This is a genomic window from Bradyrhizobium sp. Kon37, assembly GCF_055807535.1.
In genome coordinates this window covers 17,995-32,869 of the sequence record NZ_JBVVOY010000004.1, presented here as the reverse complement: position 1 = coordinate 32,869, position 14,875 = coordinate 17,995, and the positions used below count along the sequence as shown (strand labels likewise).

Below are 14,875 nucleotides of genomic sequence, written 5' to 3'. Positions count from 1 at the left end.
ATGCAGGTGACCGGCAAGGTCGTGGTCGTCACGGGCGGCGCCAACGGCATCGGCAAGGCGCTGTGCGAAGCGTTTCACAAGGCTGGCGCGGCCAAAGTCGTCGTCGCCGACATGGACGCGGACAACGCGCGGGCGGTCGCTGCTACGGTAGATGGCGCGGCCTTCAAATGCGACGTCGCGCAGGAAAAGGATATTTCCCACGTCATCGAGGAGACCGAGCGGCAGTTCGGCCCGATCGAATTGTTCTGCTCCAATGCCGGCATCGGCGGCGGCTTCGACCCGATGTCGGTCAATGCCGGCGGTGCCTCCGACGAGCCTTGGCAGCGCAGCTGGGCTATTCACGTCATGGCGCATGTCTATGCGGCGCGGCATCTGATCCCGCGCATGAAGGCGCGCGGCGGCGGTTATTTCCTCAACACCATCTCGGCCGCGGGACTGTTGTCGCAGGTGGGCAGTCCGGCTTACTCCACCACCAAGCATGCCGCGGTCGGCTTTGCCGAAAACCTCGCGATCTCGCACAAGGCGCACAACATCCGTGTCTCGATCCTCTGCCCCCAGGGCGTCGACACCAACATGCTGCGTTCGATTCCCAAGGGCCCGCAATCCGGCGACGGCGATCTCTCGGCCGAGCAGGTTGCCAAGGACGTGCTCGCCGGTCTCGATCAGGAGACGTTCCTGATCCTGCCGCACCCGCAGGTGCTCGGCTACATGCGCAAGAAGACCGAGAATTACGACCGCTGGATCGGCGGCATGGCCAAGATCCAGGCCAGGATGCGCGACGAGTTCGGGAGGTAGGGAAGAGGCCGGCCACGACCTCCGGTGTCGTCCTGGCGAAGGCCAGGACCCATACCGCGAGGTCTACCGATCTTGCCGTGGTAGCAGTACCGAACGACAAGTCTTCGCCAAACTACTTCCTGGGGTAATGGGTCCTGGCTTCCGCCAGGACGACGCTAGTGGCTAGGCGGCAGTCCGCCCCTCGCCCTCCACCCGGCTCTGACGCAATGCCTGCGCATAGAGCATCATCCCTTCCCGCACCGTGCGCTGCTCGGCCTCCGTCAGCGCGGCAAGGGCGCCGCTCACCTGCTGCCGTCCGAACGCGTGCAGCGCCTCCAGCGTGCGGCGGCCCTTCGCGGTCAGCGACAGCTGCTTGCTGCGTGCGTCGGTCTCGTCGGGCGTCTCCCGCAGCTCGCCGCAGTCGACCAGCTTGCGCACCAGGCGGCTGACGCTCGATTTCTCCAGCCGCAGGAAATCGCCGAGCGCGCCCGAATTCATCGGCCCGCGGATACCGATCTCCAGAATGGTGTGCACGGCCGACGGCGGATAGTCCGATGCCGCCACGGTCGCATCCATGAAGCCGAGCTCCCGCACCATCAGGCGCGAGGCCGCGCGAATGTCGTCGATCAGCGAAAGCCCGGTCATGCTTGACTCCGCGCATATAGTTGTACCATACAACTATATGCGCGCAACGGCGTACGCAAGCGTTTTGGAGTGAGCCATGAGCGGAATTTTGCCTGCGGGGGTCCGAATGAGGGGCAAGGTCTGCCTGGTGACGGGCGGCGGCAGCGGCATCGGCCGTGCCACGGCGTTGCGAATGGCGTCTGAAGGCGCGGAGGCGATTGTCGTGGCGGGCCGGCGCGAAGCCGAGATCGACGCAACCGCCGCGGCGTGCCGCGAAGTCGGTGCGAACGCCATCGCGCTCAAGACCGACATCACGCGCGAGGACGACGTCGCGCGCCTGGTTGGCACGGCGGTCGAGCGTTGCGGCCGGCTCGACGTCGCCTTCAACAATGCCGGCTTCCAGGAGCGGCGCGCGCCGCTGGAGCAGCAGGGCACGGATGTCTACGATAGCGTGTTCGACACCAATGTCCGCGCGCTGTTCCTGTGCCTGCGCCATCAATTGCCGGTCATGCTCGCGCAAGGCCGCGGCAGCATCGTCGTCAACGCCTCCGTCAGCGGCGTGCGCAATCCCAATCCCGGCTTCTCGCTCTACTCGGCATCCAAAGCTGCAGCGATCTCGCTGACACGCTCTGCTGCGATGGAAAACGCTCCACGCGGCATCCGCATCAACGCCGTCGCACCTGGCCGCGTCGTCACTGACATGATGCTGCGCGCCGGGGTCGGCGATGTCGCAACCGTCGCCGCCGGCCTGCCGCTGCGGCGGATGGGGAGCCCGGAGGAGGTGGCCGAGGCGGTGGTCTGGCTATCGTCCGACGCGTCGTCGTATGTCGTCGGGCATGTGCTGGCGGCGGATGGAGGATTCCTGGCGTCGTAGTTGCGGACGGTCGTGCCAAACATTCGCTGTCGTCACGGCCTAGTGCGCAATTGCGCACGGGGGCCGGGACCCATAACCCCAGGGAGTAATTTGGCGAAGATTGGTTGTTCGGGATTAGCAATGCGCGCAATCGATAGATCACGCGGTATGGGTCCCGGCCTTCGCCGGGACGACGATGTGGATATACCGTGCGTCCCTAATGCTTCTGCCCGTACAGCACCGGCACCGCCGAATCCACGATCACCTCCACCAGGCTCGTCCCGTCGAATGCCATCCCGCGCTCGAGCGCCTCGCCAAGCTCCGCCGCCTTGCTCACCCGCACCGCATGGCAACCCATGCCCTCGGCGAGCCGGACGAAATCGATCCCCGGCAACTCCAGTCCCGGCACGTTCCTCACCTGCATCACCTGGCTGAACGAGCGCATCGCGCCGTAGCCGGAATTGTTGATGACGACGATGGTGAGCGGCAGCTTGCGCTGCGCGGCGGTCCACAGCGCCTGGATCGAATACATCGCCGAGCCGTCGCCGATCAGGCACACCGTGCGGCTCGTCGGCTTGCCGAGCGCCATGCCGACCGCGGCCGGCAGCGAGTAGCCGAGCCCGCCGCTCGCCATGGTGTAAAAACTGTCCTGGCCGCGCATCGGCATGAACTTTTGCATCGCCGGCCGGTGCGAGGGGATTTCCTCGACCAGCGACGCGCCGTCCGGCATCGCCTGCGACAGCGAATGCAGCAGGAATTCGACCGGCAGCGGATCGCCGGCTTGCGGGGCCGGCGGCAGCGTTCGCCCCTTCGGTGCCGCGCGCTTGCTCTCCGGCAAGAGGTCGAGCAGCATTGCGAGCGCCGGCTTCATCGTCGCGATGATGCTGGTTCCGACCGGCGTCACCGCGGCGGCATCCGGGTCATCCGTGATCTGGAAGAGCGTCGTGCCGCCATCGAAGATCGCGGCGTGGCCTTCGACGTGGAAAGTGAACACCGGCGCGCCGATCACGACGACGAGGTCGTGCTCGCGTAATGCGTCGGAGAGCTGCGCGGGAGAGGCGTGCAGGAAACCTGCAAACTGCGGATGGCGTTCCGGGAACGAGCAGCGCGCCGAGAACGGGCTGACCCAGACGCTGGCCTTGGCCTTCTCGGCCACGCGCACCATCAGCTCGACCGCGCCGGCGCGATCGACACCGGGGCCGACGACGAGGGCAGGGTGCTTGGCTGAACCGAGCGCGGCGACCAACGCCTTCATCCCGTCAGCCTCGGGCGCCATCTCGCGACTGACCTTGCGGGCTTCGATGGGAGCTGTCGCATGCGCCCAGTCGTCGACCGGAATCGAGACGAAAGTCGGCCCGCAGGGCGGCTGCATCGCGGTGTAATAGGCGCGCGCGATCGCGGCCGGCACGTCCTCGGGCCGCGCCGGCTCGACGCTGTATTTCACATAAGGCCGCGGGAATTCGGACGCACGCTCGGCATAGAGGAATGCCTGCAACGGCAGGATCGAGCGCGCCTGCTGGCCCGCGGTGATCACCAGCGGCGTCTGGTTGCGATGCGCGGTATAGATGTTGCCGAGTGCGTTGCCGACGCCGGCGGCCGAATGCAGATTGACGAAGCCGGCATTGCGCGTCGCCTGCGCATAACCATCGGCCATGCCGACCGCGGAGGCTTCCTGAAGCGCCAGCACGTAGTCGATATCGTCGGGCCAGTCGCTCAGGAACGGCAGCTCGGTCGAGCCGGGGTTGCCGAACACGCGTCTGATGCCGAAGGAGCGCAGCAGGTCGAGCGTCGCCTGCTTGACGGTGACGGATTTGCTGCCGGTCTTGCCGTTCTTCGCCATGGTTTCCGTTCCCTGATGTTTATCGGCGCCGCTAACCCACCTGTCATTGCGAGCGCAGCGAAGCAATCCAGAATGCCGCCGCGGTGACAGTCTGGATTGCTTCGTCGCTTCGCTCCTCGCAATGACGCGGAGAGACTATCACCACACCGCGGTCCCCTTCATCGTCGGCTGCCCCTCCGCGTTCGCGGTCCACAGCTCCATGCCATCAGCGGTCTCATTGGCGTTGATGGAGAACTCGCTGCCCTCGAACAGCGGCTGCACCCCGCGATAGGTAAACTTCTTCGGAGCCTTGCCGCCGTGCAGCTTCGCCGCCATCTCGATGATGAACGTTGCCTGCAACGGCCCGTGGAAGATCAGGCCCGGATAGCCCTCGACTTTGGTCACGTAATCGCGGTCGTAATGGATGCGGTGGCCGTTGAAGGTCAGCGCGGAATATCGAAACAGCAGCACGGGATCGGAGACATGGCTCTCGCGATGCTGCGCCTTGGGCGGCGGAGGCAGGGCCTTTGCCGGCGCGGGCGTCGTCGTCATCTCGCGATAGACGATGTCCTGCCGCTCGCGGATGGCGATGCCGCGCGGCGAGGAGATGCTGTGCTCGACCGAGACGAAGCAAAGCGTGCCGGTCGACCCTGATTTCACCTGTACGTCCGCGATGCGCGAGCTCCGCGTCGATTCATCGCCGACGCGCAACGGCTGCAGGAACTCGATCTCGCCGCCGGCCCACATCCGGCGCGGCAGCGGCACCGGCGGCAGGAAGCCGCCGCGGGTGGGATGGCCGTCGGGACCGAGCATCGACATCGGAAACACCGGCTGCGCCAGGCACCAATGCACCGTGAACGGCGCCGCATCGCCGATCTTGGGCGAACCGACCTCCTGGAACAGCGTCGCGCGCAGGCCCTTCACGAGCTGCGCGGTGACAATGTCGGTCGCCTCTTCGCTGCGGCCGATCCACTGCCTGAGATGATCGATGTCGAGCTTCTCGGTCATGACGCCTCGCTCTTGTTGTTACGATTTCTTGACCGGTCGTTCGCCGATCCCCGGCACCGCGCCATAGCTGCGCGTCTCGCCGACAATGATCGGCGCCGGCGCGGGATAGCTGACACGTCCCTGCGGCGTGTCGACCTCCATGCGGCGCAGATGCGGATGTTTGGTGAGGTCGGCCATGGTGTTGACCTCGGCAAAGGCGATATCGGCATCGGACAGCCGCTTCAATAGCTCATCGCGCGTCATTTTGCCGAAGGCATCCGCGACTGTCTTGTCGGTGAAGTCGCGGTTGCGCACGCGCTCGACCATGTTGGCAACGCGCGGGTCTGCGGGCAGATCCGGCTGGTCCAGCACTTTTGCGCAGAGCGTCTTCCACTCGCGCTCGCTCTGGATCGAGATCAGGATGTCCTTGCCGTCGCTGGACGTGAACACGCCATAGGGCGCGATCGAGGGATGGCGCAGCCCCATGCGCTTGGGCGGATTGCCGGCTTCGGAGTTGAGCAGCGGCACGGTGCACCAGTCCGCCATCACGTCGAACATGGAGATCCGGATGTCGGCGCCCTTGCCGGTGCGTCCGCGCCCGATCAGCGCCTCCAAAATTGCCGCATGCGCGGTGGCGCCGGTCGCGACGTCGACGATGGACATGCCGACGCGCGAGGCGCCGTCGGGATTGCCGGTGATCGAGGCAAGGCCGCTCTCGGCCTGGATCAGCAGATCGTACGCCTTGCGGTGCGCATAGGGGCCCTCGTCGCCATAGCCGGTGATCGTGCACGAGATCAGCCTGGGATAATCCTTCAGCAGCCGCTCGCGCGAAAAGCCGAGCTTGTCCATCGAGCCGGGCTTGAGATTCTGGATCAGCACGTCGGCGCTCGCGATCAGTCTCTCCAGCTCGGCGCAGCCTTCCTTGGTGGCGAGATCGACCACCGCCGATTGCTTGCCGCGGTTGAGCCACACGAAGTAGCTGCTCTGGCCCTTGGCCGCCGCGTCATAGCCGCGGGCGAAATCGCCTTCGGGCCGCTCGATCTTGATAACCTCCGCGCCGGCATCCGCCAGCCGCGACGAGCAGAATGGCGCCGCCACCGCCTGCTCGACCGCAATCACCCTGATCCCGTCAAGAGCTCCCATGATGCTGCCTCAGTACGAACGGGGCATGCCGAGCACGTGCTCGGCGATGAAGGACAGCACGAGATTGGTCGAGATCGGCGCCACCTGATAGAGCCGCGTCTCGCGGAATTTGCGCTCGACGTCGTACTCCTCGGCAAATCCAAAGCCGCCATGGGTCTGGACGCAGGCATTGGCCGCTTCCCACGACGCATCAGCCGCGAGCATTTTTGCCATGTTGGCCTCCGCGCCGCAGTCGAGCCCGGCCTCGTATTTGCGCGTCGCTTCCTTCACCATCAGTTCGGCCGCGCGCATCGCGGCATAGGCCTTGGCGATCGGAAACTGGATGCCTTGATTCTGGCCGATCGGCCGGCCGAAAACGCTGCGCTCCTTGGCGTAGTTGGTGGCCTTTGCGATGAACCATTTGGCATCGCCGACGCATTCGGCCGCGATCAGGATGCGTTCGGCATTCATGCCGGAGAGGATGTAGCGAAAGCCCTTGCCCTCTTCGCCGATCAGATTCTCTGCCGGCACCTTCATGTCGGTAAAGAACACCTCGGTGGTGGCGTGATTCATCATGGTGCGGATCGGGCGGATCTCGAGGCCCTTGTTCTTGGCCTCGCGCATGTCGACGATGAACACCGAAAGACCGTCGGTGCGCTTCTTGACCTGGTCCTTCGGCGTGGTGCGCGCCAGCAGCAGCATCAGGTCGGAATGCTCGGCCCGACTGGTCCAGATTTTCTGGCCGTTGACGACGTAGCCGGCATTGCCGTCCTTGCGCGCGAAGGTCTTCAGCGAGGTGGTGTCGGTGCCGCTGGTCGGCTCGGTGACGCCGAAGGCCTGCAGGCGCAATTCGCCGCTCGCGACCTTCGGCAGATATTTTGCCTTCTGCTCGTCATTGCCGTGCCGCAGCACGGTGCCCATCGTGTACATCTGGGCGTGGCAGCCGCCGCCGTTGCAGCCCGCGCGCTGGATCTCTTCGAGGATCGCCGCGGCTGCAGAAAGCTTCAAGCCCGCCCCGCCATATTCCTCGGGGATCAGCACCGAGAGATAGCCGGCCTGCGTCAACGCGTCGACGAAGGCCGTGGGGTAGGCCATCTCACGGTCGAGCTTGCGCCAGTATTCGCCGGGAAACTGCGCGCAGAGCTTTGCGACGGCTTCGCGGATGTCGGCGTGATCTTCGGTGTGGTGTTCTTCACTCATGGCGTTTCCAGTTGGGTGCGGCAGTTAAGATAACGCCGGCCGATCCTCTGGCGTTGTGAAAACAATGCCAGCCCCCTATGCTCATTTGCTATAGCGTATGGAGTAGCCTTCCAGGATTGGCAAGCATGGATTTCCGTCAGCTCAGGACCTTCAGTTGCGTGGCGGAGCTCGGCAGCCTCTCCAAGGCATCCGACACGTTGCGTGTGGCGCAGCCGGCGCTCTCCAGGCAGATCAAGCTGCTGGAACACGAGTTGCGCACCGAATTGTTCACCCGCAACGGCCGCGGCATGGTGCTCACGGATGCCGGCCGCCTGTTGCTGGCGCGCACCTCCGGCATCGTGCGGCAGATCGACCAGATCCGCGACGACATCCAGTCGTCGAAGGGGCCGCCGTCCGGCCAGGTCGTGCTCGGTCTGGTCCCGACCGTGAGCTGCGTGCTGTCGGCGCGCTTTGCGCGGCGCTGCGTCGAAAAATTTCCCGGCATTTCGCTGCGCATCGTCGAGAGCTACAGCGGCCATCTGGTCGAATGGCTGCATCGCGGCGAGATGGATCTCGCCATCCTCTACGGCCGCTCCGCCGATCTGCATCTCAACGTCGAGAGCCTCGGGCGCGACAACATCGTCGCGGTGGGTCCGCGCGGTTGTGGCTTGGCGCGCAAGAAGAGCGTCGATGTCGGCTGGCTGCTGCGGCAACGGCTGGTGCTGCCCAGTCATTCCCACGGTCTCCGCGCACTGATCGAGCACGCGGCGGCGCAACGCAAGATCAAGCTCAACGTCCAGCTCGAGGCGGATTCGTTTCGCGTGCTCACGAGCCTCGTCGAAGAAGGCCTCGGCTTCGCGCTGCTGCCGCCCTCGTCGGTCCACGCCGAGGTCGCGGACGGGCGGCTGGAAACGGCTGTCGTCTCGAAGCCGATGACGCGCGAGCTCATATTCGCCTCTCCGATCGACCGTCCGGTCTCCACCGCCTCGGTTGCCGTCACCACCCTCCTGCGCGAGGAAGTCGCCGCCTGCCGCAAGGAAGGCGTGTGGGACATCAAGTTGAGTTAGATGTGCCGGTGCGGTTTAGGACAGAAGGCCGTATGCGACCCATCGCATGTTGTGCGAGCTGTCATGCCGGAATTTTATAGCTGGGTTCGTGCGTCGCCAGTTTGGCGCGCACGTGCCTCGTCATTGCGAGCGCAGCGAAGCAATCCAGCAATCTCTCCGCCGTGGCGATCTGGATTGCTTCGTCGCAAGGGCTCCTCGCAATGACGGAGGATGAGCCTACCCAGGAATCCTCACCGGCAGCGACTCGTATCCCTTGATGAAGCTCGAATAGATCCGCTTGGGCTCGCCAACCACCTCGATGCGGTCGAAGCGCTTCAGCATCTCTTCCCAGACAATCTTGAGCTGGAGCTCGGCGAGGCGCATGCCGACGCAGCGGTGGATGCCGAAGCCGAAGGAGAGGTGGGTGCGCGGCCGCGGCCGGTCGATGATGAACTCGTTCGGCCTCTCGAACATCTCCTCGTCGCGGTTGCCCGAGACGTACCACATCACGACGCGGTCGCCCTTCTTGATCTGCTTGCCGCCAACTTCAGTGTCCTGCAGTGCGGTGCGCCGCATATGCGCGAGCGGGGTCTGCCAGCGGATCACCTCGGGCACCATGGAATCGATCAATTCCGGGTTGGCGCGCAGCCTGTCGTACTGCTCCGGGTTCTCGTTCAGCGCCAGCACTGAGCCCGTCATGGTGTTGCGCGTGGTGTCGTTGCCGCCGACGATGAGCAGGATGATGTTGCCCATGAGATTGTCGGGATCCATGAACCGCGTGGCGTCGTTGTGCGCCATCAGCGACAACAAATCGTTGCGCGGGGCGGAGTTGACGCGCTCGTTCCAGAGCTTGGACATGTAGGCGTAGCATTCGTCCATCTCGCGGCGGCGCTCTTCGGCCGACGCCACGATGCCGCTTTTGGGCAGCGCGGTCGCGACATCGGACCAGCGCGTGAGCTTGCGCCGTTCTTCCCAGGGAAAGTCGAACAGGGTGGCCAGCATCTGCGTCGTCAGCTCGATCGAGACGCGCTCGACGAAATTGAAGATCTCGTTGCGCGGCAGATTGTCGAGCACGGTCTGCGAGCGCTGGCGGATCAGTTTTGCCAATTCGTCTAGATGGGTCGGCGTGAACATCGGCGACACCGTCTTGCGCTGCGACGAATGACGCGGCTGGTCCATGGCGATGAAGCTCGGCCAGTCATAACCTTCCGGCACGTCGCGGATCCCGATGCCGCCGAGCGTCGAGTCGGAGGAGAACAGGCCGTGGTTGGTGTCGACATGCATGATGTCGTTGTACTTCACCACCGACCAATACGGCTCGATCGGCGCGTTGGTGCAGTAATGCACCGGCTCTTCCTTGCGCAGCCGCTCGAACCACGGCCACAGGGTGTCGTCCTGGAACAGCCTGGGCGCGCCCGGGTGGAACTGCGCCAGCGGGGTCGCATAGGCCTCCTCGCGAGCCCTGCGCATGCGTTCGGCCTTGTCCACTTGAACCGGCGCTTGGATGTTCATGGTGGTTGCTCCAGTGTTTGAATCGGACGCCGGGGACGCAGTTCACCTCGCCCCGCTTGCGGGGAGAGGTCGGATCGCATCGCTAGATGCGATCCGGGTGAGGGGGAGTCTCCACGAGTCGGCTGTCACCGTCCTCGTGGAGACTCCCCCTCACCCCACCCTCTCCCCGCAAGCGGGGCGAGGGAGAGAAGCACCGGCGTATGCCACATCACGCCGCAATCTTCACCGGCAAGGTTTCGAGACCCTTTACGAAACTCGAATAGACCCGCTTGGGTTCGCCGACCACCTCGATGTGGTCGAATCGCTTGAGGATCTCTTCCCAGATAATCTTGAGCTGGAGTTCGGCAAGCCGCAAGCCGACGCAGCGGTGGATGCCGAAGCCGAACGAGAGATGCGTGCGCGGCCGCGCGCGGTCAATGATGAATTCGTAGGGCTTTTCGATCGCGTCGGCGTCGCGGTTGCCCGAGACGTACCACATCACGACCTTGTCACCTTTCTTGATCTGCTTGCCACGGAACTCGAAGTCCGCAAGCGCGGTGCGGCGCATATGGGCCAGCGGCGTCTGCCAGCGGATCACTTCCGGCACGAAGCTGTCGAGCAGCGCGGGGTTTTCGCGCAGCTTGCGATATTGCTCCGGATGCTGGCTGAGTGCGTCGAGCGATCCGGACATGGTGTTGCGAGTGGTGTCGTTGCCGCCGACGATCAAAAGGATGAGATTGCCAAGAAAGTTTTTCGCGTCCATGTCGCGCGTCGCGGCACCATGCGCCATCATCGACAACAAGTCGCTCTTGGGCGGCTGCTCGATGCGCTCCTTCCACAGCCGCGCGAAATAGCCCGCGCATTCCGTCAGCTCGGCCTGACGCTCGTCTTCGCTGGCGACGAGGCCGTCGGGTCCGGGAATGGTGGTCGCGATGTCCGACCAGCGCGTCAGCTTGCGGCGGTCCTCCCAGGGGAAGTCGAACAGCACGGCGAGCATCTGCGTTGTGAGCTCGATCGAGACGCGGTCGACCCAGTCGAACACCTCGCCACGCGGCAGATTGTCCAGGCACTCGGCCGAGCGCTTGCGGATGCTGAGCGCGAGATTGTCCAGATGCGTCGGCGTGAACATCGGCGCCACGGTCTTGCGCTGCGCCGCGTGACGCGGCGGGTCCATCGAGATGAAGCTCTCGCGGCGCAGTTCCGGATCGATGTCGCGGATGGTGATGCCGCCGAGCGAGGAGGCCGAGGAGAACACCGAATGGTTGGTCTCGATCTCCATGATGTCGTTGTAGCGCGTCACCGACCAATACGGGCCGAACATCGAGTCCTTGCAATAGTGCACGGGATCTTCGCGGCGCAGGCGATCGAAATAGGGCCAGAACGTATCGGTCCTGAACAGCTCGGGGTCGCCCGGATCGAACTGCTCCAGCGGCAGTGACGTTGCGCGTGCGCGTAACGCGTCGAGCTTCGCCGCGCTTTCGATGGTCCCATGCATGACCGCTCTCCCTGACATGAACCGCGCGTTCTCGTTGAATTCTGCGCTGCGGTATTTGATTTGCAATTACAGCCGGTTGTCTGCGCCGGAGCAAGGGCGAGTTTTGCCACATGGGTGTGATGTAGCCCGGATGGAGCGAAGCGAAATCCGGGATTCGGTCCGCCACTGCCGCTCTCCCAGATTGCACCGCGCTCCATCCGGGCTACGGGACATTCGCGAACGTGATCTCGCGCACGCCCTCGGCCGTGGAATCGTGCCAGAAATCGACCGGAATCGAGCCAAATCGAACCCGCCAATCTTGGGGATCGACTAATCTCTGATCTATAAGTTTGATCGAACCAGGTCCGCACCCCGAGGTTGCCGCCGTGAACGACATGCAATGGGCCCCCATCGGCTCCGAACCCTTACCCCCGCCGCTGCCGCCCACGCGGGTCGATTTCACCGGCAACCGTACCGAGTTTCGCAAATTGGTCACCAAGGGTGCCATGCTGGAGCTCGTCACCTTCGGCTTCTACCGGTTCTGGCTCGTCACCGACATCCGCCGCCATCTGTGGGCGAACACCGCGGTTGATGGCGACGCCGCCGAATATACCGGACGGGCCAAGGAGCTTCTGGTCGGCTTCCTGTTCGCGCTCGCGATCCTGGTGCCGATCTACCTCGCTTACTTCCTCGTCGGTATCGAGTTCGAGCGCTGGCAGGGCTTTGCCTCGACGCCGCTGTTCATCAGCTTCTACGCCTTCGGTCAGTTTGCGATTTTTCGCGCGCGGCGCTATCGGCTGACGCGCACGGTCTGGCGCGGCGTGCGGTTCTGGATGGACGGATCGGGCTGGGCCTATTCGTTCCGCGCCATGCTGTGGGGCTTGCTGGTGTTCCTGACGCTCGGGCTCGCATTGCCGTGGCGCGAGGCCTCGCTCGAACGCTACAAGATGCGGCACACCCATTACGGCGATTTGCGCGGCGATTTCGCGGGCAATGGCTGGACGTTCTTCAAGCGCGCCTGGTGGCTGTGGCTGCTGAGCCCGATCGCAATGGTGATCTTTCCGCTGGCGCCGTTCTTCTATGCCGAATTCAAGGCGCGCGAGTGGCGCTGGTGGCTCGACGGTATCCGCATCGGCGACGTCAGCCTGTCCTCGCAACTGCCGCACAATGCATTCTACGGCCTGTACTGGAAAGTGATCGGTTGGTGGACGCTGCTCTCGGCCATCTTCGCCGCCTATATCGGCGGAGCGACCATGCTCGTGGTCACCCTGAGTGGCCTTTCGGTCGAGCAGGCGTTGGGGCCCGGGAATGCCGGCAAGAGCATCCCGACATTGGTGATGATGGTCGTCGGCTATCTCGCTCTCGCCCTGGCCCTCAACATCGTCATGCGGGTCTATCTCCAGCGCGATCTCTGGGCCAAGGTGCTGGAAACCGTCGATGTGCACAACATCGCCGCAGCCGCGGATGTGCGCGGCAGCGCCGAGCTTGCCAGCGCGCTCGGCGAAGGCTTTGCCGATGGACTCGATGTCGCGGGATTCTGAGCTGTGAGTGACGTATTCGCTGAGACCCCGGCGCAATCCGCAAAGCCGACGATCTTCTTCGACGGCGTGTCGAGCCGCAGGCGGCAGGTGGCGCTGACGCTCAGTGACGCGCTCGAGATCCTCGAAGAGGGTGCGACGCCCGTTCGCTGGGACTATGCCGACATCCGCCGTGCCGACAGCCCGCCCGGCATTTTGCGGCTCGCCTGCGCTTCCGCGCCGCCGCTGGCGCGGCTGGAAATCCGCGACGCTTTGCTCGCCTCAGACGTGACCGCGCGCTGCATGCGGCTCGACGACCACCAGACCTCGCGCCGCGGCGTCGCAAAAATCGTCGGCTGGTCGATGGCTGCCGCCGTCTCCATCGTCTGCGTCGTGCTGTTCGGCGTGCCGCTCGCTGCCGACCGCCTCGCGCCGCTGGTGCCGAAACCGATCGAGCGGCGTATTGGCGATGCGTCGGAGGTTCAGGTGAAGACCATCTTCGGCCGCAATGCGTGCGAGGATGCGGCGGGGAAGGCGGCCTTCGTCAAGCTCGTCAACCGGCTGCGTGATGCCGCCGGCCTCGACGACGATTCGATGACCGCGGGCGTGCTGCCGACCCCGGTGCCGAACGCGTTCGCGCTGCCGGGCGGCAAGGTGTTCGTGCTGAAGGGTCTGCTCGACAAGGCTGAAAGTCCCGACGAACTCGCCGGCATCCTCGCCCACGAGCTCGGTCATCTCAAGCATTACGACAACATGCGCGGGTTGATCTACAACGGCGGCACCTCGTTCCTGATCGGCCTGTTGTTCGGCGACGTCACCGGCTCGAGCGCCGTGATCTTCGCCTCGCGCAGCGTGGTCGAGGCCTCCTATTCGCGTGAGGCCGAGACCGCCGCGGATAGTTTTGCCATCGAGATCATGCACAAGCTCGGCCGCTCGCCCAAACCCGCGGCGGAACTGATGTTCCGCATCACCGGCAAGGAGGGCGGCGGCCTCACGTCGATCCTGGCGAGCCATCCGCTGACCGAGGACCGCCTCGCGCGCATGACGAAAGAGGATCGCCCCGCCAGCGGCCCGCCGCTGCTGACGAATGCGGAGTGGCAGGCGCTGAAGGGGATCTGCGGCAGTGGCAAGATCTGAATCTCTTGCCGCCGACGCGTCGGCCCCGCGCCAAATCATCCGTCGGTAAGGAACGATCCGTCGGGGTCTGGTTATCCCCCGATAGACAGCGGGAAGTTCCTCATGGCTTACAGTCGTTTCGTCACGATGATCGTGGCTTCCACCGTGATCATGTTCGGTCTGATGTATCTCAACACCTTCGCTCTGGATCACGTCTGGTACAGCCAGACCCGGACGTGGATGGCGTTGCTGATGGGCGCAGTCATGGCCGCCGTGATGCTCGCTTTCATGTGGGGCATGTACAGGAACCGTACGGCGAACGTCGCCATTCTGGCGGCCAGCGCCGTCGTGTTCGCGGTTTCGCTCTGGCTCGTTCGAAGCCAGCAGACCGTGACCGACGTCGCCTATATGGAGGCGATGATCCCGCATCATTCCATCGCGGTTCTCACCAGCGAGCGTGCGCACATCAGGGATCCCCGAGTCCGCAAGCTGGCCGACGACATTATCGAAGCCCAGGTGCGGGAGATCGGCGAAATGGAACGGTTGATCGCCGACCTCAAGGAGAAGCCCGCGCCCGCGGACGCGAAGGATCTGCCGCCGCGGCCGCCGACCTGACGGATCGGCGCGTATCACTTTGCCGGGGCGGCCGGATTGGTCGAGCCCGTGGTGACGCTCGGCGCGTTGTTCGGGCTGCTGGTGGTCGTCTGCGGACCGACGTCGCGTCCATTGTAGAAGAAGACGGCCGCGACCACGGCGATCACGAAGATCGCGCCGATCGCCCAGCCCACCGGGCTGTTGCGGCGTGCTCTGTCTGCCCTGCGGTCATCCTGATAGGTCATCGTGCTCTCCATCGTAGAGCAGGAAAACCTTGCG

General features: G+C 64.6%; 14 protein-coding genes. 6 read left to right on the top strand and 8 right to left on the bottom strand.

Going from position 1 to position 14,875, the window contains the following annotated elements:
* A complete protein-coding gene (locus AC0L3J_RS10860) occupies positions 1–795 on the top strand; it encodes an SDR family oxidoreductase (RefSeq protein ID WP_473346924.1) in 795 nt (264 codons plus the stop codon).
* 162 nt (positions 796–957) lie between these two features.
* Here AC0L3J_RS10860 and AC0L3J_RS10855 read toward each other — a convergent pair whose 3' ends face one another.
* Positions 958–1,419: a MarR family winged helix-turn-helix transcriptional regulator gene (locus tag AC0L3J_RS10855; RefSeq protein ID WP_473346922.1), complete on the bottom strand. Its 462-nt coding sequence runs from the start codon at positions 1,417–1,419 to the stop codon at positions 958–960.
* Between the two features lie 76 nt (positions 1,420–1,495).
* Here AC0L3J_RS10855 and AC0L3J_RS10850 point away from each other — a divergent pair, with 76 nt between their 5' ends.
* The gene (locus AC0L3J_RS10850; protein ID WP_473346920.1) at positions 1,496–2,272 is read left to right on the top strand and encodes an SDR family NAD(P)-dependent oxidoreductase; all 777 of its coding nucleotides are present in this window, start codon (positions 1,496–1,498) and stop codon (positions 2,270–2,272) included.
* 196 nt (positions 2,273–2,468) lie between these two features.
* Here the strand turns inward: AC0L3J_RS10850 and mdlC are convergent, their stop codons facing one another.
* The 4 genes from mdlC to AC0L3J_RS10830 form a co-directional block, all read right to left on the bottom strand.
* The gene (mdlC, locus tag AC0L3J_RS10845; RefSeq protein ID WP_473346918.1) at positions 2,469–4,091 is read right to left on the bottom strand and encodes a benzoylformate decarboxylase; all 1,623 of its coding nucleotides are present in this window, start codon (positions 4,089–4,091) and stop codon (positions 2,469–2,471) included.
* Between the two features lie 138 nt (positions 4,092–4,229).
* On the bottom strand, positions 4,230–5,078 hold the full coding sequence (locus AC0L3J_RS10840) for an HTD2 family dehydratase (protein ID WP_473346916.1): 849 nt from the start codon (positions 5,076–5,078) through the stop codon (positions 4,230–4,232).
* Between the two features lie 18 nt (positions 5,079–5,096).
* The gene (locus AC0L3J_RS10835; RefSeq protein ID WP_473346914.1) at positions 5,097–6,200 is read right to left on the bottom strand and encodes a CaiB/BaiF CoA transferase family protein; all 1,104 of its coding nucleotides are present in this window, start codon (positions 6,198–6,200) and stop codon (positions 5,097–5,099) included.
* Positions 6,201–6,209: 9 nt separating this feature from the next.
* Positions 6,210–7,379 (bottom strand): acyl-CoA dehydrogenase family protein, encoded by a 1,170-nt coding sequence (locus AC0L3J_RS10830; RefSeq protein WP_473346912.1) that lies wholly within the window; start codon positions 7,377–7,379, stop codon positions 6,210–6,212.
* Positions 7,380–7,504: 125 nt separating this feature from the next.
* On the opposite strand from AC0L3J_RS10830, the gene AC0L3J_RS10825 reads away from it, so the two are divergent.
* Positions 7,505–8,425, top strand: a complete 921-nt coding sequence (locus tag AC0L3J_RS10825) for a LysR substrate-binding domain-containing protein (RefSeq protein WP_473346910.1) — start codon at positions 7,505–7,507, stop codon at positions 8,423–8,425.
* A 216-nt stretch (positions 8,426–8,641) separates the two neighbouring features.
* On the opposite strand, the gene AC0L3J_RS10820 is transcribed toward AC0L3J_RS10825, so the two are convergent.
* Together AC0L3J_RS10820 and AC0L3J_RS10815 are read right to left on the bottom strand one after the other, a co-directional pair.
* Positions 8,642–9,916 carry a cytochrome P450 gene (locus AC0L3J_RS10820; protein WP_473346908.1) on the bottom strand — a complete coding sequence of 425 codons (1,275 nt, stop codon included), beginning with the start codon at positions 9,914–9,916 and terminating at the stop codon, positions 8,642–8,644.
* Between the two features lie 208 nt (positions 9,917–10,124).
* Positions 10,125–11,390, bottom strand: a complete 1,266-nt coding sequence (locus AC0L3J_RS10815; RefSeq protein ID WP_473346906.1) for a cytochrome P450 — start codon at positions 11,388–11,390, stop codon at positions 10,125–10,127.
* Positions 11,391–11,764: 374 nt separating this feature from the next.
* On the opposite strand from AC0L3J_RS10815, the gene AC0L3J_RS10810 reads away from it, so the two are divergent.
* From AC0L3J_RS10810 to AC0L3J_RS10800, 3 genes are all read left to right on the top strand, one after another.
* The gene (locus AC0L3J_RS10810; RefSeq protein ID WP_473347306.1) at positions 11,765–12,910 is read left to right on the top strand and encodes a DUF898 family protein; all 1,146 of its coding nucleotides are present in this window, start codon (positions 11,765–11,767) and stop codon (positions 12,908–12,910) included.
* Between the two features lie 3 nt (positions 12,911–12,913).
* Positions 12,914–14,023 (top strand): M48 family metallopeptidase, encoded by a 1,110-nt coding sequence (locus AC0L3J_RS10805; RefSeq protein ID WP_473346904.1) that lies wholly within the window; start codon positions 12,914–12,916, stop codon positions 14,021–14,023.
* Positions 14,024–14,125: 102 nt separating this feature from the next.
* A complete protein-coding gene (locus tag AC0L3J_RS10800) occupies positions 14,126–14,617 on the top strand; it encodes a DUF305 domain-containing protein (RefSeq protein WP_473346902.1) in 492 nt (163 codons plus the stop codon).
* Between the two features lie 14 nt (positions 14,618–14,631).
* On the opposite strand, the gene AC0L3J_RS10795 is transcribed toward AC0L3J_RS10800, so the two are convergent.
* The gene (locus AC0L3J_RS10795; RefSeq protein ID WP_473346900.1) at positions 14,632–14,841 is read right to left on the bottom strand and encodes a hypothetical protein; all 210 of its coding nucleotides are present in this window, start codon (positions 14,839–14,841) and stop codon (positions 14,632–14,634) included.
* Positions 14,842–14,875 lie beyond the last annotated feature (34 nt).

Bases quoted from the DNA above. Each gene is read 5' to 3' on its own strand.
- AC0L3J_RS10860 (WP_473346924.1), top strand. From the start codon at position 1: ATGCAGGTGACCGGCAAGGTCGTGGTCGTCACGGGCGGCGCCAACGGC.
- AC0L3J_RS10855 (WP_473346922.1), bottom strand. From the start codon at position 1,419: ATGACCGGGCTTTCGCTGATCGACGACATTCGCGCGGCCTCGCGCCTG.
- AC0L3J_RS10850 (WP_473346920.1), top strand. From the start codon at position 1,496: ATGAGCGGAATTTTGCCTGCGGGGGTCCGAATGAGGGGCAAGGTCTGC.
- mdlC (WP_473346918.1), bottom strand. From the start codon at position 4,091: ATGGCGAAGAACGGCAAGACCGGCAGCAAATCCGTCACCGTCAAGCAG.
- AC0L3J_RS10840 (WP_473346916.1), bottom strand. From the start codon at position 5,078: ATGACCGAGAAGCTCGACATCGATCATCTCAGGCAGTGGATCGGCCGC.
- AC0L3J_RS10835 (WP_473346914.1), bottom strand. From the start codon at position 6,200: ATGGGAGCTCTTGACGGGATCAGGGTGATTGCGGTCGAGCAGGCGGTG.
- AC0L3J_RS10830 (WP_473346912.1), bottom strand. From the start codon at position 7,379: ATGAGTGAAGAACACCACACCGAAGATCACGCCGACATCCGCGAAGCC.
- AC0L3J_RS10825 (WP_473346910.1), top strand. From the start codon at position 7,505: ATGGATTTCCGTCAGCTCAGGACCTTCAGTTGCGTGGCGGAGCTCGGC.
- AC0L3J_RS10820 (WP_473346908.1), bottom strand. From the start codon at position 9,916: ATGAACATCCAAGCGCCGGTTCAAGTGGACAAGGCCGAACGCATGCGC.
- AC0L3J_RS10815 (WP_473346906.1), bottom strand. From the start codon at position 11,390: ATGCATGGGACCATCGAAAGCGCGGCGAAGCTCGACGCGTTACGCGCA.
- AC0L3J_RS10810 (WP_473347306.1), top strand. From the start codon at position 11,765: ATGCAATGGGCCCCCATCGGCTCCGAACCCTTACCCCCGCCGCTGCCG.
- AC0L3J_RS10800 (WP_473346902.1), top strand. From the start codon at position 14,126: ATGGCTTACAGTCGTTTCGTCACGATGATCGTGGCTTCCACCGTGATC.
- AC0L3J_RS10795 (WP_473346900.1), bottom strand. From the start codon at position 14,841: ATGACCTATCAGGATGACCGCAGGGCAGACAGAGCACGCCGCAACAGC.